We start from the raw sequence: 19863 nt of genomic DNA on the forward strand, positions 1-19863 counted from the left end.
GGGGGCGCCGCAGCAGGTCGCCTCCGCCGCGGCGCCGGCGCCGGCGCGGCCGAACGCGGTGGCCAACCAGGCGCCCGTGCCGCCGGCGCGGGAGAGCAACGGGCGGCCCGGCACGGGGCAGACGCCGCCGGTCGCCAACCCGGCGGAGGGGAGCACCTCCGTGCAGAGCACGCTCGAGCGGCTGCGGGCGCAGCAGGCGGCGGCGGCCGCGGCGCGCCCCCGCCCGGCGGCGGCCGCGGCCCCCGCGCCCGGCGGCGGCGCCCCGGCGGGGACCGCGACGCTCACCGCCGGCGAGGTGCGCGGCGTCGCCGACAAGATCAGCGAGTGCTGGTCGGTCGACGCGGGCGCGCCCGGGCTCGAGAGCATCGTGGTGGAGCTTCGCGTGGAGGCGGACGCCTCGGGCGTGGTTCGCGTGGTGCGCCCGGCCGGCAGCGTGCCCTCCGAGCCGCGGGCGCGCGCCGTGTTCGAGGCCGCGCGGCGGGCGCTGATGGACCCCAAGTGCTCGCCCCTGCCGTTCCCGCGGGACAAGCTGGCGGCCATCAACACCGCCACCTTCCGCTTCAACCCGCGCGGGCTGACGCGTTGAGCGTGGCGCGCGCGATCATATCCGAGGCCCGCGGGGTCGCGGCGGGGCGGGGCGGGTTGCGCGCCGCCGCCGCTTCGGCTTCACCCGCCCTCCGCAACACCAAGGTTCTCCATCCATGATGACGACCCACCGGCGTGGCCTCATTCTGGGCGGTGCCGCCCTGCTCTCGGCGCCGGCCGCGGCGCGCGCCCAAGGGGGTGGGCAGGGTGCCGTGATCGACATCACGCGCGCGCGGACGGACCCGATCCCGATCGCGGTGCCGGCGCTGCCGGGCGGCGGCGGGCGCGGGGCGGACATCGCGCGCGTGATCCAGGCCAACCTCCGCAACTCCGGCCTCTTCCGGCCCGTGGACAACGCGGCCTTCATCCAGAGCGCCGAGGCCGCGGCGGCGACGCCGCGCTTCCAGGACTGGCGGGTGATCGGGGCCAACGCGCTGGTGACGGGCCGGGTGGAGGACCAGGGCGGGCGGCTGCGGGTCGAGTTCCGCCTCTGGGACGTGCTGCCGGAGCAGCAGATCCAGGGCACGGCCTTCACGGCGCCGGCCGCGCAGTGGCGCCGGATCGCGCACCTCATCTCGGACGTGATCTACGAGCGGCTGCTTGGCGAGAAGGGCTACTTCGACACGCGGATCGTCTACGTCGCCGAGAGCGGGCCGCGGGACCGGCGGACGCGCCGGCTCGCGATCATGGACCAGGACGGGGAGAACAACCGCTTCCTGACGGACGGGTCCTTCCAGGTTCTCTCGCCGCGCTTCCACCCGAACGCGCAGCAGATCGTGTTCATGTCCTACTTCCAGAACACGCCGCGGGTGTACCTCTTCGACCTCAACAGCGGGCGCTCGGAGGTGCTCGGGCAGTTCCCGGGGATGACGCTCTCGCCGCGCTTCAGCCCGGACGGGCGGACGGTGGTGCTGTCCTACGCGCGGAACAACGACGCGAACATCGTGGCGGTGGACGTGGCCTCGCGCGCGCAGCGGCAGCTCACCGCCGGCAACGGGCTCGACGTCTCGCCCTGCTACAACCCGGACGGCACGCAGATCGTGTTCAACTCCGACCGGGGCGGGGACCAGCAGCTCTACGTCATGGACGCGGGCGGCGGCGGCGCGCGGCGCATCTCCTTCGGGCGCGGGCGCTACGCGACGCCGGTCTGGTCGCCGCGGGGCGACCTCATTGCCTTCACGCGGATCTCGGGCGGGCAGTTCGGGATCGGGGTGATGCGGCCGGACGGCTCGGGGGAGCGCATCCTCTCCGAGGGCTGGGGGATGGAGGGGCCGACCTTCGCGCCCAACGGCCGCGTGCTCGCCTTCTACCGCGAGAGCCAGGCGCGGGGGGCGCGGGGGGAGGGGTACTCGGCCCGCCTCGCCCAGATCGACATCACCGGCTTCAACGAGCGGCAGATCCTGACCCCGACGGACGCGACCGATCCGTCGTGGTCGCCGCTGCTCGCCTGATTTCTGCCAGAACAACCGCTCAGAACACACCGATCGAAGGGGTATTGAGATGAACGCGAAGATCCTTGGGGCGCTCGGCGCGCTCGCGCTGCTGGCGGCCTGCTCGTCCGACGAGGCGACGAACGCGGCGGCGTCCGGGGCCGGCGGCGCCGGGGCCGGCGGGCTGGGCGGCGCCGGCATGGGCACGGCGCGGCCGGGCAGCCAGGAGGACCTGGTGGCCAGCGTCGGCGACCGCGTCTTCTTCGACACGGACAGCACGCAGGTGCGCGCCGACGGGCGCACGACGCTCGAGCGGCAGGCGGCCTGGCTGGCGCGCTACCCGCAGGTGGCCGTCTACATGGAGGGGCATGCCGACGAGCGCGGCACCCGCGAGTACAACCTCGCCCTCGGCCAGCGCCGGGCGAACGCGGCGCGCGACCTGCTGGTGGCGAGCGGCGTGTCCGGGCAGCGCATCCAGACCGTGTCCTACGGCAAGGACCGGCCGGCGGCGCTCGGCTCGGACGAGGCGTCCTGGGCGCAGAACCGGCGCGCGGTGACGACCGTCCGCTAGGGCGGCCCGACGGGGCGTGCGGGGCGGAGCGGCCGCCGGGCGTTGCGGCGCCGGCGCTTGCGCGGCCGGCCCCGGCGGGGCAGGGGGTGGGACGCCGGGCCGGCGTCCGCCCGCCCGGCCGATGAGGAAGGGCCCGGCGAGGCCGGGCCGCGGAGGGCACGAGGATGCAGCACGGCTTGCTTTGCTGGCGGGGAGGGCGCGTCGCGCTCCTGCTGGCCGGGGTGGCGCTGGGCGGGATGACGCCCGGCGCGGCCCGGGCGCAGGCGGAGAGCCGCGAGGGCATCTACCTCCAGAACCAGATCCTCCAGCTCCGCCAGGAGATGGAGCTGATGCGGCGCGCGGCGCCGGTCGCGCCGCCCGTGGCCGCGCCCTCCCGCGGGGGGGCGCCGGTGGCCGGGGGGGAGCTGATCGGGCCGTTGCTCGACCGCGTGAGCGCCCTCGAGGACGAGGTGCGGCGGCAGCGGGGCCTGGCCGAGCAGGCGGAGTTCCGCAACCGCACCCTCCAGCAGCAGCTCGAGAAGCTGCAGGGCGACGTGGAGTACCGGTTCAACCAGATCGAGGGCCGGGGCGGGGCCGCGCCGGCGGGGCGAGCCGGGGGCGGACAGCCGGGCGCGCTGACCCCGTCGACAACGGCCGCGCCCGCGACCCCCGCGGTGCCGGCGGCGCCCGCGGGGCAGCCCTCGGCGCCGGGGCCGCGCACGCCGGAGGTGGCGCTGCGCGAGGGGCAGGCGGCGCTCGGCCGGCGTGACTTCGCGGCCTCCGAGGCGGCGGCGCGGGAGGTGTTGGCGGCGCGCGCGCCGACGCGGGCGCAGGACGCGGGGATCCTCCTCGGCGATTCGCTGATGGGCAAGCGCGACTTCCAGAACGCCGCCCTGGCCTATGACGATGCCTACCGCCGCTCCCGCGCCTCGGGCCGGGCGCCGGAGGCGATGCTGGGGCTGGCCAACGCCTTCAACGGCTTCGGCGCCAAGCGCGAGTCCTGCCAGACGCTGGACGACCTGCGGACGCAGTTCCCGCGCCTGCCGGCGAGCCTGGCGGACCGGGTGGGCCAGGCCCGGCAGCGCGCCGGCTGCCGCTGAGCGGGGACTCGCTGGGGGCCGCCTTCGCGGCGGCCATGACGGGGCTCGGGCCCTTCGGCGCGGCGCCTTCGCTCGGGCTCGGCGTCTCGGGCGGGCCGCACAGCCTGGCGCTGGCGCTGCTGGCGCGGGACTGGGCGGCGGCGCGGGGCGGGCGGGTGCTCGGGCTGGTGGCCGACCACGGGCTGCGGGCGGGCAGCGGGGCGGAGGCCGCGGGGGTCGCGGCCCGGCTGGAGGGGCTCGGCATTCCGGCGCGGCGCCTGTCGCTGGGCCTTTCGCCGGGTCCCGGGCTGCACGAGCGGGCGCGGGCGGCGCGCTTCGCGGCGCTGGCCGGGGCCTGCGAGGCGGCGGGGATGCCCTGGCTGCTCCTCGGCCACCACCGGGCGGACCAGGCGGAGACGGTGGCCTTCCGGGCGCTGCGGGGATCGGGCGCGGCGGGGCTGGCCGGGATGGCGGCGGCGCGGCCGGCGGGCGGGGTGCTGGTGCTGCGGCCGCTGCTCGGCGCCGGGCCCGGGGCGATCGAGGATTTCCTCGCGCGCGAGGGGCTGGTGCCGCTGCGCGACCCCTCCAACGATGATCCCCGCTTCGCCCGGGCGCGGCTGCGCGCGGCGCTCGGCGACCCGGAGGGGCCGGGGGTGGCGGCGCTGGCCGCGGCGGCGGGGGCCTTCGCCGCGCGGCGGGCGGCGCGGGGCGCGGCGGTGGCCGAGCGGCTGGCCGGGGCCGCCCGATTCGAGGAGGGGGGCTGGGCGCGGCTGGACCGGGAGGCGCTGGGCCGGGACGCCGTAGCGGAGGCCGCGCTCTCGGCCCTGCTGCGGGCCGTGGGCGGGGGTATCCATCCGCCGGCGCGGGCGGCGGTGGCGGGGCTGATCGCGCGGGGCGGGGGCAGCCTGGGGGGCGCCCTGCTGCGGGGTGGGGTGCTCTGCCGGGAGCCGGCGCGCTGCGCGCCCCCCGTGCCGGCGGTGCCGGGCGCGCTCTGGGACGGGCGCTGGCGGGTGGCGGAGGCGCCGGCGGGCGCGGTCATCGGCGCCCTAGGGCCGGGAACGGCGCGGGGCGGGCTGCCGGCGGCGGTGGCGCCCGGGCTGCCCGCGATCCGGGACGCCGGGGGGCGCCTGGTGGCCACGCTGGGGCTTCCCGGAGGGGGGCGGGAGGGGGTCCGAGTCGAATTCCGGCCCATTGGGGGGTCTGTGGCGTGAAACCCGGTTCATCTGGTGGTTCCCTGTTGACCAATGCATCCCTATCTTCCTGGGCGTGCCGGTTTCGCCGGCCAAGGATCGGGACCTCCAAGTGAACAATTTCGGTCGCAACCTCGCGCTCTGGGTGATCGTGGCCCTGTTGCTCGTGGCGCTGTTCAACCTTTTCCAGCCCTCGGGCACTGCCTCCACGCGCGGGATGCAGGTGGCCTATTCCGACTTCCTGAACGAGGTGCAGCAAGGGCACGTGCGGGACGCCACCATCCAGGGGCGGATCGTGTCGGGCCAGCTCCAGGACGGGCGGACCTTCAGCACCTACACCCCCGAGGACCCGCAACTGGTCCAGCGGCTGACGGAGAAGGGCGTGCGCGTGGTCGCGCGGCCCGAGGAGAGCGACGTCAACCCGCTCTTCCAGATCCTCATCTCCTGGTTCCCGATGCTTCTCCTCATCGGCGTCTGGGTCTTCTTCATGCGCCAGATGCAGGGCGGCGGGGGAAGGGCCATGGGCTTCGGGAAGTCCAAGGCCAAGCTGCTGACCGAGAAGTCCGGCCGCGTGACCTTCGAGGACGTGGCGGGCATCGAGGAGGCCAAGGGCGAGCTCGAGGAGATCGTCGAGTTCCTCCGCGACCCCCAGAAGTACCAGCGCCTGGGCGGCAAGATCCCCAAGGGCGTGCTGCTCGTCGGCCCCCCGGGCACCGGCAAGACGCTGCTGGCGCGGTCGGTGGCGGGCGAGGCCAACGTGCCCTTCTTCACCATCTCGGGCTCCGACTTCGTGGAGATGTTCGTCGGCGTGGGCGCGAGCCGCGTGCGCGACATGTTCGAGCAGGGCAAGAAGAACGCCCCCTGCATCATCTTCATCGACGAGATCGACGCGGTCGGCCGGCACCGCGGGGCGGGGCTGGGCGGCGGCAACGACGAGCGCGAGCAGACGCTGAACCAGATGCTTGTGGAGATGGACGGCTTCGAGAGCAACGAGGGGGTCATCCTCATCGCGGCGACGAACCGGCCGGACGTGCTCGACCCCGCGCTGCTGCGCCCTGGCCGCTTCGACCGCCAGGTCGTGGTGCCGAACCCCGACGTGAACGGGCGGGAGAAGATCCTGCGGGTCCACATGCGCAAGGTGCCGCTGGCCTCCGACGTGGAGCCGAAGGTGATCGCGCGCGGCACGCCGGGCTTCTCTGGCGCGGACCTCGCCAACCTCGTGAACGAGGCGGCGCTGCTCGCGGCCCGCACCGGGCGCCGGACGGTGGGCATGCACGAGTTCGAGATGGCCAAGGACAAGGTGCTGATGGGCGCCGAGCGGCGGTCGCTGGTCATGTCCGAGGCCGAGAAGCGCATGACGGCCTATCACGAGGCCGGCCACGCGCTGATGGCGATGAGCGAGGAGGAGTGCGACCCCGTCCACAAGGCCACCATCATCCCGCGCGGCCGTGCGCTGGGCCTGGTGATGAGCCTGCCGGAGGGCGACCGCTACTCGAAGCACAAGTCGAAGATGAAGGCCGAGCTGGCCATGGCCATGGGCGGCCGGGTCGCCGAGGAGGTCATCTTCGGGCCGGACAAGGTGTCCAACGGCGCCTCGGGCGACATCAAGATGGCGACCGACTTGGCTCGCCGGATGGTCACGGAGTGGGGCATGTCCGACAAGATCGGCATGGTCGCCTACGGCTCGAACGACCAGGAGGTGTTCCTGGGCCATTCGGTGACGCAGTCGAAGAACCTCTCTGAGGCGACGGCGCAGGCGATCGACAGCGAGATCCGCTCGATCATCGACACGGCCTACCAGCGGGCGAAGAAGACGCTGACGGACCGGATCGAGGAGCTGCACCTGCTGGCCAAGGGGCTGCTGGAGTACGAGACGCTCTCGGGCGACGAGATCCGGCAGGTGCTCCGCGGCGACCCGATCGTGCGGGACCGCCCGGACGAGCCGGTGAACCAGGGGCGCGGCAGCGTGCCGACCTCCGGCCGCCCGACGCCGCGGCCCGATGCCGGTGGCATGCAGCCGGCGCCCTCGGGGGCCTGACCCCGGGGACGGGACGACCGCCCTCTTTCTCGGAGGGGCCCCTGGCGCGGGGTGCGGCGAGGCGCTTGAATGGAGCGGGGGCCCTCAGTGGCCCCCGTTTCCGTGCGTGACCCCCTGATTCGCAAGCGGTGGCGGCCGGCGGGGCCGGGGCGGGGGATGGAGGACTGGATGGCGCGCTGGGTCGAACCGATGGGGCTCCTGCACGGGCGGGGCGCCCAGGCCGCCATTGACGCCGGCACGGCCCTGCCGCTGGAGGGGGCGGGCGCGGCCTTCACCCTCGTGCGGCTGGTGGAGGACGGCAGGCCCGCCGCGCCGATCCTGGCCGTGGAGACGCCGCCCGCCTGGCAGGAGGCGGTGCTGGCCCTGACGCGGCCGGTCGCGTCCTTCGCGGGGCTGCCGGACGCGGCGAGCCTCGGGCGGCCGCTGGTGATGGGCGTGCTGAACGTGACGCCCGACAGCTTCTCCGACGGCGGGCGGCACTTCGATCCCCGGGCCGCTCTGATGGCGGCGGACGCCATGCTGCAGGCGGGGGCGGACATGATCGACGTGGGCGGCGAGAGCACGCGGCCCGGCGCGCCGCCGGTGGACGCCGAGGCGGAGATGGCGCGGGTGCTGCCGGTGATCCGCGCCATCGCGCGCGACGCCCCGGTGAGCGTGGACACGCGCCACGCGGCGACCATGCGGGCCGCGCTGGAGGCGGGGGCGGAGGTGGTGAACGATGTGACCGCGCTCCGCCACGATCCCGAGGCGATGGCGGTGGTGGCGGAGGCCGGATGCTCGGTGGTGCTGATGCACATGCCCGGCACCGAGCCCGCGACCATGCAGGATCGCGCGCATTACGGGGATGTGGTGCTGGAGGTCGCGGACTTCCTCGCGGCGCGGGTCGCGGCCTGCGAGGCGGCGGGCATCCCGCGGGCCCGGATCGCGATCGACCCCGGGATCGGCTTCGGCAAGACGATGGATCACAACCTCGACCTGCTGGACCGGCTGCCGGTGCTGCTGGGGCTCGGCTGCCCGGTGCTGGTGGGGGCCTCGCGCAAGCGCTTCATCGGCACGCTCTCGGGCGTGAAGACGCCGGGGGACCGGATGGCGGGGAGCCTCGGCGTCGCGGTGGCCGCGGCGTCGCGCGGGGCGGCGATGCTGCGGGTGCATGACGTCGCGGAGACGGTGGCGGCGCTTCGTCTCTGGCGCGCGGGCGTCGCGGGCGCGCCCCCGCCCTGAGCGGGCTGTCCGCATTTCGGGCGCAATCCGGGAGCAACGGGCGCGGCGCCGACGGGTGCCGGGCGAGGGCCGGGCGCGCGGCGCGGGGGCATGGAGGGGACCTCACCGTTCGTTGCAGAGCCGGCGCGCGGGGCATCGGTTACAGAGGGGAGGCGGGCAAGATGAGGGACGAGATGGGCAACGGGCAGAGGCGCCTCTTCGGCACGGACGGCATTCGCGGGGTCGCCAACCGCGCGCCGATGGACGCGGCCACCGCGCTGCGGCTCGGCCAGGCGGCGGGGCGGTTCTTCAACCGCGGGCAGCACCGCCACCGGGTAGTGATCGGCAAGGACACGCGGCTGTCGGGCTACATGCTCGAGCCGGCGCTGACGGCGGGCTTCGTGGGCGCGGGTATGGACGTGGTGCTGGTGGGACCGCTGCCGACGCCCGCCATCGCGCTGCTGACACGGAGCCTGCGGGCCGACCTCGGCGTGATGATCAGCGCGTCCCACAACTCCTACGAGGACAACGGGATCAAGCTCTTCGGGCCGGACGGGCTGAAGCTGTCCGACGAGCAGGAGATCGCGATCGAGGCGCTGATGGAGGGCGACCTGACCTCGGCGCTCGCGACGCCGGGCAAGCTCGGCCGGGCGTCCCGCCTGGAGGGGGCGCCCGGGCGCTACATCGAGGCGGTGAAGGCGAGCTTCCCGCGCGGGCGGAGCCTGGAGGGGCTCCGGATCGTGGTGGACTGCGCGCACGGCGCCGCCTACCGCGTGGCGCCGACGGTGCTGTGGGAGCTGGGGGCGGAGGTGGTGCCGGTCGGCGTCGCGCCCGACGGCTTCAACATCAACGACGGCTGCGGCAGCACAGCGCCGGCCCAGCTCGCGGCGCTGGTTCGCGAGCGGCGGGCGGACCTCGGTATCGCGCTCGACGGCGACGCGGACCGGGTGGTGCTGGTGGACGAGGCGGGGAAGGTGGTCGACGGCGACCAGATCCTCGCGACCGTCGCAGCCTCCTGGGCGGCCTCGGGCCGGCTGAAGGGCAAGGAGGTGGTGGCGACGGTGATGTCGAACCTCGGCCTTGAACGCTTTCTTGAGAAGAAGGGCCTTAGCCTGCACCGGACGAAGGTGGGGGACCGCTACGTGGGCGAGGCCATGCGCGAGAGGGGCTGCAACCTGGGCGGGGAGCAGTCGGGGCACCTGATCCTGTCCGACCACGGGACGACGGGGGACGGGCTGGTGGCCGCGCTGCAGGTGCTGGGCGTGCTGGTGGAGCGGCGGCGGCCGGCGAGCGAGGTGCTGCGCTGCTTCGAGCCGCTGCCGCAGAAGCTGGTGAACGTGCGCCACGCCGGGGGATCGCCGCTCGACGACGAGCGGGTGATCGACGGGGTCGCGGCGGCGGAGGCCGAGCTCGGGTCGCGCGGGCGCGTGCTCATCCGGGCGAGCGGGACCGAGCCGCTGATCCGCGTGATGGTGGAGGCGGAGGAGCAGGCGCTGGTCGATTCGCTGACGGCGCGGCTCGCCGACGTCATCCGCCAGGCCGCGGCCTCCCCCACGCGGGTCGCCGCCGAATGAGGGGACGCGTGCTGATCGTCGCCGGGTCCGATTCCGGCGGCGGCGCGGGCATCCAGGCGGACATCAAGGCGGTGACGGCGCTCGGCGCCTACGCGGCCACGGCCGTGACGGCGCTGACGGCGCAGGACACGGAGGGGGTGCGGGCGGTGCATCCCGTGCCGCTCGACTTCCTGCGGCTCCAGATCCGCATGTCGCTCGAGGATATCGGGGCGGATTGCGTGAAGACCGGGATGCTGGCGGACGCCGTGACGATCGACGCCGTCTGCGACGCGCTGGCGGGCTCGGGCCTGCCGCTGGTGGCGGACCCGGTGATGGTGGCCAAGGGCGGCGCCCGGCTACTGGACACGGGGGCGGTGGAGACGCTGAAGCGGCGGCTCATGCCGCTGGCGACGGTCCTCACGCCCAACCTGCCGGAGGCCGAGGCGCTGTCGGGCATGGCGATCCCGGACCTGGAGACGATGCAGCACGCGGCGGAGGTGCTGATGACGCTCGGCGTGCCGGCGGTGCTGCTGAAGGGCGGGCACCTCGAGGGGCCGGTGGTGCACGACGTGCTGGCGACCGAGGAGGGGGTGGAGGTCTTCGAGAGCCCCCGGATCGACACGCGGCACACGCACGGGACGGGCTGCACGCTGGCCTCCGCCATCGCGGCGGGGCTGGCGCAGGGGATGGGGCTGCGGGAGGCCGTGATCCGGGCGCGGGCCTATGTGGCGGCCGCGATCCGCTCGGCGCCGGGCTTCGGGCGCGGGCACGGGCCGCTCGACCACGGGGTGACGATGGACCCGGGGCGGGTCGCCGCGCTCTGACCCCGTCCCGGGGGCGGGTCGCTCAGGGGCGGATGAGGCCCTTGCGCGTGGTGTCGGCAGGGTCCTCGACCCAGCCCTCGACGTAGGAGACGCGGATGGCGGCGAGGGCCGCAGCCGCGATCGGCGCCGCCAGCAGGATGCCGAGGAAGCCGAGGCCCGTGCCGAAGAGGGCCTGGGCGCCGAGCAGCACGGCCGGCGGCACGTCGGAGGCCTGCTTCTGCACCATGGGCGTGAGGACGTTCCCCTCGATATTCTGGGAGGCGAAGTAGAGGGCCACGACCCAGGGCACGAGGGAGGGGTCCTGGGAGGCCGCGATGAGGATCGCGGGCACGGCGCCGAGGACGGGGCCGATATAGGGCATGAAGCCGAAGATGGCGCTCAGGATGGCCAGCAGGGCCGCCAGCGGCACGCCGAGCGCCCAGAGGCCGAGGAAGGTGAAGACCCCCGTGAAGGTCATGCCGAACATCTGGCCGAGCAGCCAGCCGCGGAGGCCGTGGGCCATGGCGTTCAGCGTGGCCTCGCCGCGCGGGCGGAGGCCGGGGGAGAGGAGGGCGAGGGCGCCGCGGCGGTAGAGCGTGGGGTCCGAGCCGATGTAGAGGCCGAGCAGCAGCACGAGCAGCACGTTGCCGAGCGCGCCGAGCGTGCCGCCGACGCCGGCGAGCGCCACGTTGGCCGCGGTCTGGGCGGAGGGCTGCATGCCTTCCGGCGAGAGGTTCCGCTTCAGCCACTCCGCGCCCGGCAGGTCCCGGAGGAGCTCGGCGAGGTCGCGGAGGACGCGCGGGGCGGCCTGGGTGAACTCGCGGGCCTGGCCGGCGAGGGTGGCGAAGCCGAACCAGAGGACGAGGCCGATGGCGACGAGCGCGAGGAGGGCCACGATCATCACCCCCCAGTGCTCCGCGAGATGGAGGCGGCGGGCGAGCGGCACGCCGGCGGCGCGGAGGGCGACGGCCAGCAGGCAGCCCGCGAAGACGATGAGGAGCACGTCGGGCGCGAGCCAGGCGACGAGGGCGACGGCGCCGAGGGCGATGAGGAGGGTGGCTTGTTCGTGGCGCATCGGGGGCGCAACGGCGCGCGGCGCGGCGGAGTTGCCGCGCCGCGCGCCGCGGGCGCTTGACCCGCGGAACGCCGGGCGGCAAGCCCTGGCCTTCGGGCGGGCTGGCCCGTGAGCGAGGGGTGAGGGCAATGGGCGGGACGATCGAGCTGGGCGGCGCGCGGCCCGCGGTGCGGCCGGCGAACCCGTGCTTCTCCTCGGGGCCCTGCGCGAAGCGGCCGGGCTGGTCGCTGGCGGCGCTGGAGGGGGCGATGCTCGGGCGCAGCCATCGCGCCAAGGGGCCGAAGGCGCGGATCGCGGAGGTGATCGCGCGGTCGAAGGCCGTCCTCGGCATGCCCGCCGACTGGCGGCTGGGGGTGGTGCCGGCCTCCGACACCGGGGCGGTGGAGATGGTGCTCTGGTCGGCGCTCGGGCTGCGGGGCGTGGACGTGCTCGTCTGGGAGTCCTTCTCCAAGGAGTGGGCGACGGACGTGGCCGCGCAGCTCCGCCTGCCCGACGTCGCCGTGCGCGAGGCCCCCTACGGGCGGCTGCCCGCGCTCGACCCCGTCTCGCCGGACCGGGACGCGGTCTTCGTCTGGAACGGGACGACGAGCGGGGTGCGGCTGCCGCACGCGGACTTCATCGCCGAGGACCGCCGCGGCCTCGCGATCTGCGACGCGACCTCGGCGGCCTTCGCCATGCGGCTTCCCTGGGCGCGGCTCGATGTCGTCACCTGGTCCTGGCAGAAGGTGCTGGGGGGCGAGGCGGCGCACGGGATGCTCGCGCTCTCGCCGCGGGCGGTCGCGCGGCTGGAGGGCTATGACCCCGGGCGGGCGCTGCCGAAGATCATGCGGCTGACGAAGGGCGGGCGCCTCATCGAGGGGATCTTCGAGGGGGACACGATCAACACGCCCTCCATGCTCTGCGTGGAGGACGCGATCGACGGGCTGCGCTGGGCGGAGTCAGTGGGCGGGCTCGACGGGCTGATCGCGCGGTCGGAGGCCAACCTGGCGGCGGTCTCGCGCTGGGTTGCGGCGAGCGGCTGGGCGGGGTTCCTGGCGGAGGACCCGGCGACGCGGTCCTCGACCTCCATCTGCCTCAAGATCGTCGTGCCCTGGTTCGTGGCGATGGACGCGGCGGCGCAGGCGCGGGTGGCGAAGCGGCTGGCGGCGATCCTGGAGGCGGAGGGGGTCGCGCTCGACGTCGCCTCCTACCGCGACGCGCCGCCGGGGCTGCGGATCTGGGGGGGGGCCACGGTCGAGACCGCCGACATCGAGGCGCTGCTGCCCTGGCTGGACTGGGCCTTCGCGGAGGTGGGCGTGGAGATGGCGCGCGAGGCCGCGACCTGAGCGGGTTGTAACCTTCGGGTCCTTGCACGGTTCCGCTCCGGCGCGGTTCCCCCCCGGGGGACCATCCGGGGAGGAACCATGGCGAGCACTCCGAGCGGCGGCTTCAGCGCCGAGAGCTTCAGCACCGACGTGCCGAACCGGCTGGACCGGCTGCCCTGGTCGCGCTTCCACTGGCTGGTCGTCGTGGCCCTCGGGGTGACCTGGGTGCTGGACGGGCTCGAGGTGACGCTGGTCGGCTCGCTGGCGGGCGCCATCCGGGAGAGCCCGAGCCTGCGGCTGACCGAGACGCAGGTGGGGCTCACGGCCTCGGCCTACCTGCTCGGCGCGGTCTCGGGGGCCCTGTTCTTCGGCTGGCTGACGGACCGGCTGGGGCGGAAGAAGCTGTTTACCCTCACGGTGCTCGTCTACCTCGTGGCGACGATCGCGACGGGCTTCTCCTGGGACTTCTGGTCCTTCGCGGTCTTCCGCTTCTTCACGGGGGCGGGGATCGGGGGGGAGTACTCGGCGGTGAACTCCGCCATCCAGGAGCTGATCCCGGCGCGGCGGCGGGGGACGACGGACCTGGCGGTGAACGGCACCTTCTGGGGCGGCGCGGCGGCGGGGGCGGCGTCGTCGCTGATCCTGCTCGACCCCGCGGTGATCGACCCCGAGATCGGCTGGCGGCTGGCCTTCGGGGTGGGGGGCGCGCTCTCGCTCTCGGTGCTGCTGCTGCGCCGCTACATCCCCGAGAGCCCGCGCTGGCTGATGACGCACGGGCGCAAGGCGGAGGCGGAGAAGATCGTCGGCGACATCGAGGAATGGGTCGCGCGCGAGAAGGGGCCGCTGCCGCCGGTGGAGGGCACGCCGATCCGCATCGACCCACGCCGCCACACGACGCTCGGCGAGGTCGCGACGACGCTGTTCCGCACCTACCCGCAGCGGGCGGTGCTGGGCATCGTGCTGATGGCCTGCCAGGCCTTCTGCTACAACGCGGTGTTCTTCACCTACGCGCTGGTGCTGACGCGCTTCTACGGGATCTCGTCGGCGCATATCGGGTGGTTCATGCTGCCCTTCGCGCTGGGCAACCTCGCGGGCCCGCTGACCCTTGGGCATTTCTTCGACTCGGTGGGGCGGCGGGTGATGATCACCGGCACCTACGCGCTGGCGGGCGTGCTGATGGCGGTGACCGGCTACGCCTTCGCCCAGGGCTGGCTCTCGGCCTGGGAGCAGACGGCGGCCTGGACCGTGATCTTCTTCTTCGCCTCCGCCGCGGCGTCGGCGGCCTATCTCACGGTCGGCGAGAGCTTCCCGCTGGAGATGCGGGCGATGGGGATCGCGCTGTTCTACGCCTTCGGCACGCTGGTGGGCGGCGTGGTGGGGCCCGCGCTCTTCGGCGTGCTGATCGAGGGGGGCGAGCGCACGAACATCATGTGGGGTTACCTGCTCGGCGCCGCGCTGATGCTCATCGCGGCGGCGACCGAGTGGAAGCTCGGCTTCGCGGCCGAGGGCAAGTCGCTGGAGGACGTGGCCCGGCCGCTCTCCCAGGCCGCGGAATAGGCCCTCAGGCGGCGATCCGGTCCTCCGCCGAGGGGAGGGCGCGGGCGATCCGGGCGATGACCTCGGGCCAGTCCTCGCCGCGGGCCTGCCGGTGGAGGCGCATGGTCGGGTACCAGGGGCTGTCCGAGCGGTCGAGCAGCCAGCGCCAGTCCGGGAGCGAGGGCAGCAGGAGGTGGACTGGGCGGCCGAGGGCGCCGGCCAGGTGGGCCACGCTCGTGTCCACGCAGACGATCGCGTCCATGGCGAGGAGGGCGGCCGCGGTCTCGGTGAAGCTGGTGAGCCGCGGGCGGAGGTCGGTCAGGCCCGGGGTCTCCGCCAGGAAGGCCTCGTCCGTCTCCCGCACCTGGGTCTGGACGAGGAAGGCCTCCACGCCCTCGCCCAGGAGGGGGGCGAAGAGGGAGAGGGGGATGGAGCGGTAGCGGTCGCCGGCGTGCTCGGGGTTGCCGGAGCAGGCGATGCCCAGGCGGAGCGCGCCGCCGGGCAGCTCGCGGTCCCAGGCGGCGGCGCGGGCGGGGTCGGCGGCGAGATAGGGGATGGGCGCCACGATGCTGTCGAGGCGCGTGCCGAAGGCGAGCGGCAGGCTGAGCAGCGGGCACTGGGCGTCGTGGTCGGGCGTGGGCTCGCCGAGGCCGAAGAAGGCGTGCAGGCCGGGGAGGCCGTGCAGCAGCGGGTGCAGGGGGCGCGGGGCCTCGAGCACCACGCGCGCGCCGCGGGCGGCGGCGAGCGGGATGTAGCGGAGCATCTGGATGGTGTCGCCGAGCCCCTGCTCCGCGTGGAGGAGGAGGGTCCGGCCCTCCATGGGCTCGCCGTGCCAGAGGGGGCTGGCGGCGTGGCGGTGGGGCTGGCTGCCCTTGCGGCGCCAGCGCCACTCGTAGCTGCGGAAGCCCTCCTCGAGCTGGCCGAGGGCGAGCTGGCTGAGCGCGGTGTTCCAGTGGGCGTCGGCGTAGTCGGGGTCGATCGCGATGGCCTGGCGGTAGCACTCGATCGCGTCGTGGTGGCGGCCGAGGCCGCGGTAGGCGTTGCCGCGGTTGAAGGGGATGCCGCGGTTGCCGGGGAAGAGGAGGGCGGCGCGGTCGAAGCACTCCATCGCCTCCTCGAAGCGGCCGAGTTCGGTGAGGGCGATGCCGCGGCCGTTCCAGGCCTGGCCCGAGCTGGGGTCGCGGCGGAGGGCCTCGCGGTCCGCGACCTCGGCCTCGGCGTGGCGGGAGAGGCGGGCGAGCACCTCGGCCCGGTTGCGGTGGGCGGCCGCGCCGCCGGAGAGGGCGAGGGCGCGCTCGGCGCTCTCGAGCGCCTCCGCGTGGCGGCCGAGGTCGCAGAGGGCGATGGTGCGGTTGGCGTGGGGATCGGCGAGGCCGGGGGCGAGGGCGATGGCGCGGTCGAGGCAGGCCAGCGCCTCCTCCGGGCGCTGGAGGGCGCGCAGGACGACGCCCTGGGTGTTCAGGAAGCCGGGGTCGTCCGGGCGCAGCAGGAGGGCGGTCGCGATGCTGGCATAGGCCTCGGCGTCCCGCTGGAGGTCGACGAGGGCGGTGGCGCGGTTGGCGTGGGCGCTGGCGTAGTTGGGGTTGCGGGCGAGGGCGCGATCATAGGCCTCCAGCGCCTCGGCCGGGCGGTCGAGGGCGCGGAGGGCGTTGCCGCGGTTGTTGTGGAGCTCGGCCATGTCGGCGCCGAGCGCGCGGGCGGCGTCGAGGGCTTCCAGCGCCTCGGCCGGGCGGTTGAGCGCCTGCAGGGCGTTGGCCCGGCCGACGCGGGCCTCGACCAGCCCGGGCTCGAGGGCGATGGCGCGGTCGAAGGTCGCGAGGGCCTCCTCGGCCTGGCCGGTCTCGACGAGGGCGTTGCCGAGGTTGCTGTGGACGAAGCCGTGGCGCGCGTCCTCCTCCAGGGCCTGGCGGAGGAGGGGGATGGCGCCGGCGGGGTCGCCGCGCATGGCGTGGAGGAGGCCGAGCAGGTGCAGCGCCTGGAAGTGCCGCGGCCGGAGGGCGAGAGCCGAGCGGTAGAGGGGCTCGGCCAGGGCGAGGTCGCCGGCGCGGTGGTGGGCGAGGGCGCGGGCGGTGCGGCGGTCGGCCTCCGCCTGGTCGCTTCCCGGGTTGCCGTGCGCGGGCTGGCTGCTGTGCAGGGGCATTTTCTCTGCTCCGACCATTCTGGCGGCGCGAGTTTGGCCCCGGCTTGGTGAAGGCTCCGTTACCCCCGGCGGTTCGGGTGGGAGGATTCGATCGCGACGGCCTGGGCGGCCTCCTCGACCCGGGGCAGGCGGGGGAGGCTGGCGAGCCGCGCGAGGGTGGCGGCGCCGCCGACCGGGGCGAGGGCCGCGGTCGCGGCCGCCGTGTCGGCCTGGCCGATGGCGACGGCCGCCCGGCTGAAGGCGGCCACCGCGACGACGGGGGGCGTGCCCGGCGGGACGCCGAGGGCCTGGCGGAACTCCCGCCGGGCGATCTGGAGGCGGGGCAGCAGCAGGGCGTCGCGCGGGTGGGTCCAGAGGGGGTCGGTCTCGGCCGCGTTGGTGAAGGCCTCGATCTCGGCGGCGGCCTGGGCGGCGGCGGCCGGGCGGCCGGCGAGGCGCTCCGTCTGGCCGTACTCGAAGGGCGCGGCTCGGGCGGGGCCGCGGAGCGGGTCGGCGAGGCCGATGCCGCCGAGGGGGCGGCCGTCGCCGCAGGCGGCGAGGAGGAGGGGGAGGGCGAGGAGGGCGCGGTGCATGGGGTGGGGACCTGCGGGCGTGGGGAGGGTGGAACGCCGGCGCCGATCCTAGGACGTCAGGCTTACATTCTGCTGGCATTCGCCGCCGGCGGGTTTGGGGGACGGGGCTTGCGGCGCGGGGCCCTCGCTGCCATTCACCCCGCGCAAGAAAGCCCCGGGCGATCCCCCCTGCCGATGACCCCCCTCGCGTGACCGACGACCTCCCGAACCCGGCCCTGCTGCCGTCCGGCCTCTCCGACCTGCTGCCGCCCGAGGCGGCGCGGGAGGCCGCGCTGGTGGAGGCGATGATGGCGGTCTTCGCGAGCCACGGCTACGAGCGGGTGAAGCCGCCGCTGCTCGAGTTCGAGGAGGGGCTGCTGCAGGGCTCGGGCGCGGCGCTGGCCGACCAGACCTTCCGGCTGATGGACCCGGAGAGCCAGCGGATGATGGGGCTGCGGGCCGACACCACGCCGCAGGTGGCGCGGATCGCGGCGACGCGGCTGCGCGACGCGGCGCGGCCGCTGCGCCTGTCCTACGCGGGGCAGGTGCTGCGGGTGCGGGGCACGCAGATCGCGCCGGGGCGGCAGCTGCCGCAGCTCGGCGTCGAGCTGATCGGGGTGGACAGCGCGGAGGCCGACGCGGAGGCCGCGGCGCTGGGCGTGGAGGCGCTGGCGGCGGCGGGGATCGAGGGGGTCGCGCTCGACATCACCCTGCCGCCGATGTCGCCGGCGCTGCTCGACGCGGCGGGGCTGGAGGGGGCCGCGCGGTCGCGCCTGGCGCGGGCGCTGGACCGCAAGGACGCGGCGGAGGTCGCGCGCCTGGCCGAGGCGGCGGGGCCGCCCGCGGTCTTCCTGGTGGAGCTGCTGGCGGCGGCCGGGCCGGCCGACGGGGCGCTGGCCGCGCTGCGCGCCGCGCCGCTGCCGGAGGCGCCGCGGCGGATCGCGGACAACGCGGCCGAGGTGGTGGCCGCGCTGCGGCGGCGGCTGCCGGGGCTTCGCATCACGCTCGACCCCGTGGAGTTCCGGGGCTTCCGCTACCACACGGGCGTCGCCTTCACCCTCTACGGGCCCGGGCGCAGCGGGGAGCTCGGCCGGGGCGGGCGCTACCTGAGCGGGGAGGAGCCGGCGACGGGGCTGAGCCTCTACCCCGACGCCGCGCTGCGGGCGGCCCCGACCGTCGCCCTGCCGGAGCGGGTGTTCCTGCCCGCCGGGCACGACCCCGCGGCGGCGGCGGCGCTGCGGCGCGAGGGCTGGGTGACGGTTGCGGCGCTCTCGCCGGCGGACGAGGCGACGGCGCTCGGCTGCACGCGGGAGCTGCGGGGCGGGCGGCTGGTCGCGCTGGGGCGCGGGGCCGCCGTGGACGCTGATGCTGTTGGGGCGGGCGCCGCGGGCGCCCCGCCGATCGTGAGGGAGTAGGGCCATGGCCAACGTCGCCATCATCGGCGCCCAGTGGGGCGACGAGGGCAAGGGCAAGGTGGTGGACTGGCTGGCCAGCCGCGCCGACATCGTCGTGCGGTTCCAGGGCGGGCACAACGCGGGCCACACGCTCGTGGTGGGCGACCAGACCTACAAGCTGAGCCTGCTGCCCTCCGGCGTGGTGCGGGGCAAGCTCGGCATCATCGGCAACGGCGTGGTGCTCGACCCCGACGCGCTGCTCGGCGAGATCGAGAAGGTGCGGGCGCAGGGGCTCGAGGTCGGGCCGCACAACCTGCGGATCGCCGAGAACACGCCGTTGATCCTGCCGCTGCACCCCGCGCTGGACAAGGCGCGCGAGGCGGCGCGGGGGGGCGACAAGATCGGCACCACCGGGCGGGGCATCGGGCCGGCCTACGAGGACAAGGTGGGGCGGCGCTCCGTCCGGCTCTGCGACTTGGCGGAGCCCGAGACGCTGTCGAAGAAGCTCGACGAGCTGCTGCTGCACCACAACTCGCTGCTGCGCGGGCTGGGCGCGCCGGAGTTCGGCAAGGACGCGCTGATGGCGCAGCTCCTCGGCTGGGCGCCCAGGCTGCTGCCCTTCATGGAGGCGGTCTGGGAGCGGCTGGACCGGGCGCGGGCCGAGGGCAAGCGCGTGATGTTCGAGGGCGCGCAGGCCGTGATGCTCGACGTCGACCACGGGACCTACCCCTACGTCACCTCCTCGAACACGGTGGCCGGGAACGCGGCGGCGGGGGCGGGGATCGGGCCGCACGCGATCGGGACGGTGCTCGGCATCGCCAAGGCCTACACGACGCGGGTGGGCTCGGGGCCCTTCCCGACGGAGCTCTTCGACGACATCGGCAAGCGGCTGGGCGAGCGCGGGCACGAGTTCGGGACCGTCACGGGCCGGCCGCGGCGCTGCGGGTGGTTCGACGCCTGCCTCGTGCGCCAGGCGGTGAAGGTGGGGGGCGTGAGCGGCCTCGTGCTGACGAAGCTCGACGTGCTCGACGGCATGCGCGAGCTGAAGATCTGCACGGGCTACGAGATCGAGGGCGAGACGGTGCGGCGCCTGCCGGCAGGGATGGCGGCGCAGGCGGCGGCGCGGCCGGTCTACGAGACGATCGAGGGGTGGTCGGGCAGCACGCGGGGCGCGCGCTCCTGGGCGGCGCTGCCGGCGCAGGCCATCAAGTACGTGCGGCGGATCGAGGAGCTGGTGGAGGCGCCGGTCGCGCTTCTGTCGACCAGCCCGGAGCGGGACGACACGATCACGGTGAGCGACCCCTTCGCGGGCTGAGGCCGGGCCCCCGCCGCCCCGGCCCTTCCTCGCGGTTCCCCCTTGCAAGACGGGGGGCGGATGTTCTTGTTGTGGGCTTGCGGCGAGCGTTTGGACGGGCCTCCCCCAAGGGGGAGCCCC

Annotated in this window: 15 protein-coding genes and 1 pseudogene; 13 read left to right on the plus strand and 3 right to left on the minus strand. The window is 75.3% G+C overall.

Going from position 1 to position 19863, the window contains the following annotated elements; translation table 11 throughout:
* The 9 genes and pseudogenes from EAH89_RS31445 to thiD all read left to right on the plus strand — a co-directional run.
* Positions 1-586 (plus strand): annotated as a pseudogene (locus EAH89_RS31445) (hypothetical protein); the annotation flags it as partial.
* 115 nt (positions 587-701) lie between these two features.
* On the plus strand, positions 702-2036 hold the full coding sequence (gene tolB / locus EAH89_RS20005; protein WP_140885486.1) for a Tol-Pal system beta propeller repeat protein TolB: 1335 nt from the start codon (positions 702-704) through the stop codon (positions 2034-2036).
* A 49-nt stretch (positions 2037-2085) separates the two neighbouring features.
* Complete coding sequence (pal, locus tag EAH89_RS20010; protein ID WP_140885487.1) at positions 2086-2586, plus strand: peptidoglycan-associated lipoprotein Pal; 501 nt, start codon at positions 2086-2088, stop codon at positions 2584-2586.
* A 164-nt stretch (positions 2587-2750) separates the two neighbouring features.
* Complete coding sequence (locus tag EAH89_RS20015) at positions 2751-3665, plus strand: tol-pal system YbgF family protein (RefSeq protein WP_241667113.1); 915 nt, start codon at positions 2751-2753, stop codon at positions 3663-3665.
* Between the two features lie 35 nt (positions 3666-3700).
* Positions 3701-4855, plus strand: coding sequence for a tRNA lysidine(34) synthetase TilS (gene tilS, locus EAH89_RS20020; RefSeq protein WP_140885488.1), 1155 nt, complete (start codon positions 3701-3703; stop codon positions 4853-4855).
* A 91-nt stretch (positions 4856-4946) separates the two neighbouring features.
* Positions 4947-6872 carry an ATP-dependent zinc metalloprotease FtsH gene (gene ftsH / locus EAH89_RS20025; protein WP_140885489.1) on the plus strand — a complete coding sequence of 642 codons (1926 nt, stop codon included), beginning with the start codon at positions 4947-4949 and terminating at the stop codon, positions 6870-6872.
* A 168-nt stretch (positions 6873-7040) separates the two neighbouring features.
* Complete coding sequence (gene folP, locus EAH89_RS20030) at positions 7041-8093, plus strand: dihydropteroate synthase (protein ID WP_140885490.1); 1053 nt, start codon at positions 7041-7043, stop codon at positions 8091-8093.
* A 161-nt stretch (positions 8094-8254) separates the two neighbouring features.
* Positions 8255-9646, plus strand: coding sequence for a phosphoglucosamine mutase (gene glmM, locus EAH89_RS20035; protein WP_241667114.1), 1392 nt, complete (start codon positions 8255-8257; stop codon positions 9644-9646).
* On the plus strand, positions 9643-10449 hold the full coding sequence (thiD, locus tag EAH89_RS20040) for a bifunctional hydroxymethylpyrimidine kinase/phosphomethylpyrimidine kinase (RefSeq protein WP_140885491.1): 807 nt from the start codon (positions 9643-9645) through the stop codon (positions 10447-10449). The genes glmM and thiD overlap by 4 nt, the downstream gene beginning before the upstream one ends.
* A 22-nt stretch (positions 10450-10471) precedes the next feature.
* Here thiD and EAH89_RS20045 read toward each other — a convergent pair whose 3' ends face one another.
* The gene (locus EAH89_RS20045; RefSeq protein ID WP_140885492.1) at positions 10472-11503 is read right to left on the minus strand and encodes an AI-2E family transporter; all 1032 of its coding nucleotides are present in this window, start codon (positions 11501-11503) and stop codon (positions 10472-10474) included.
* 128 nt (positions 11504-11631) lie between these two features.
* Between EAH89_RS20045 and EAH89_RS20050 the strand changes: the two genes are divergently transcribed.
* Both EAH89_RS20050 and EAH89_RS20055 read left to right on the plus strand, forming a co-directional pair.
* On the plus strand, positions 11632-12828 hold the full coding sequence (locus EAH89_RS20050; protein ID WP_140885493.1) for a phosphoserine transaminase: 1197 nt from the start codon (positions 11632-11634) through the stop codon (positions 12826-12828).
* 78 nt (positions 12829-12906) lie between these two features.
* Positions 12907-14364, plus strand: coding sequence for an MFS transporter (locus EAH89_RS20055; protein ID WP_140885494.1), 1458 nt, complete (start codon positions 12907-12909; stop codon positions 14362-14364).
* Positions 14365-14368: 4 nt separating this feature from the next.
* Here the strand turns inward: EAH89_RS20055 and EAH89_RS20060 are convergent, their stop codons facing one another.
* Both EAH89_RS20060 and EAH89_RS20065 read right to left on the minus strand, forming a co-directional pair.
* Positions 14369-16483: a tetratricopeptide repeat protein gene (locus EAH89_RS20060; RefSeq protein WP_161993694.1), complete on the minus strand. Its 2115-nt coding sequence runs from the start codon at positions 16481-16483 to the stop codon at positions 14369-14371.
* Positions 16484-16542: 59 nt separating this feature from the next.
* Entirely contained in the window at positions 16543-17055 is a 513-nt protein-coding gene (locus EAH89_RS20065; RefSeq protein ID WP_140885496.1) for a hypothetical protein, read from the minus strand.
* Between the two features lie 188 nt (positions 17056-17243).
* Between EAH89_RS20065 and EAH89_RS20070 the strand changes: the two genes are divergently transcribed.
* Positions 17244-18449 (plus strand): ATP phosphoribosyltransferase regulatory subunit, encoded by a 1206-nt coding sequence (locus EAH89_RS20070; protein WP_140885497.1) that lies wholly within the window; start codon positions 17244-17246, stop codon positions 18447-18449.
* A 4-nt stretch (positions 18450-18453) separates the two neighbouring features.
* A complete protein-coding gene (locus tag EAH89_RS20075) occupies positions 18454-19743 on the plus strand; it encodes an adenylosuccinate synthase (protein ID WP_140885498.1) in 1290 nt (429 codons plus the stop codon).
* Positions 19744-19863 lie beyond the last annotated feature (120 nt).

It is taken from the genome of Muricoccus nepalensis, assembly GCF_006438825.1.
Taxonomy (GTDB): Bacteria; Pseudomonadota; Alphaproteobacteria; order Acetobacterales; family Acetobacteraceae; genus Roseomonas; species Roseomonas nepalensis.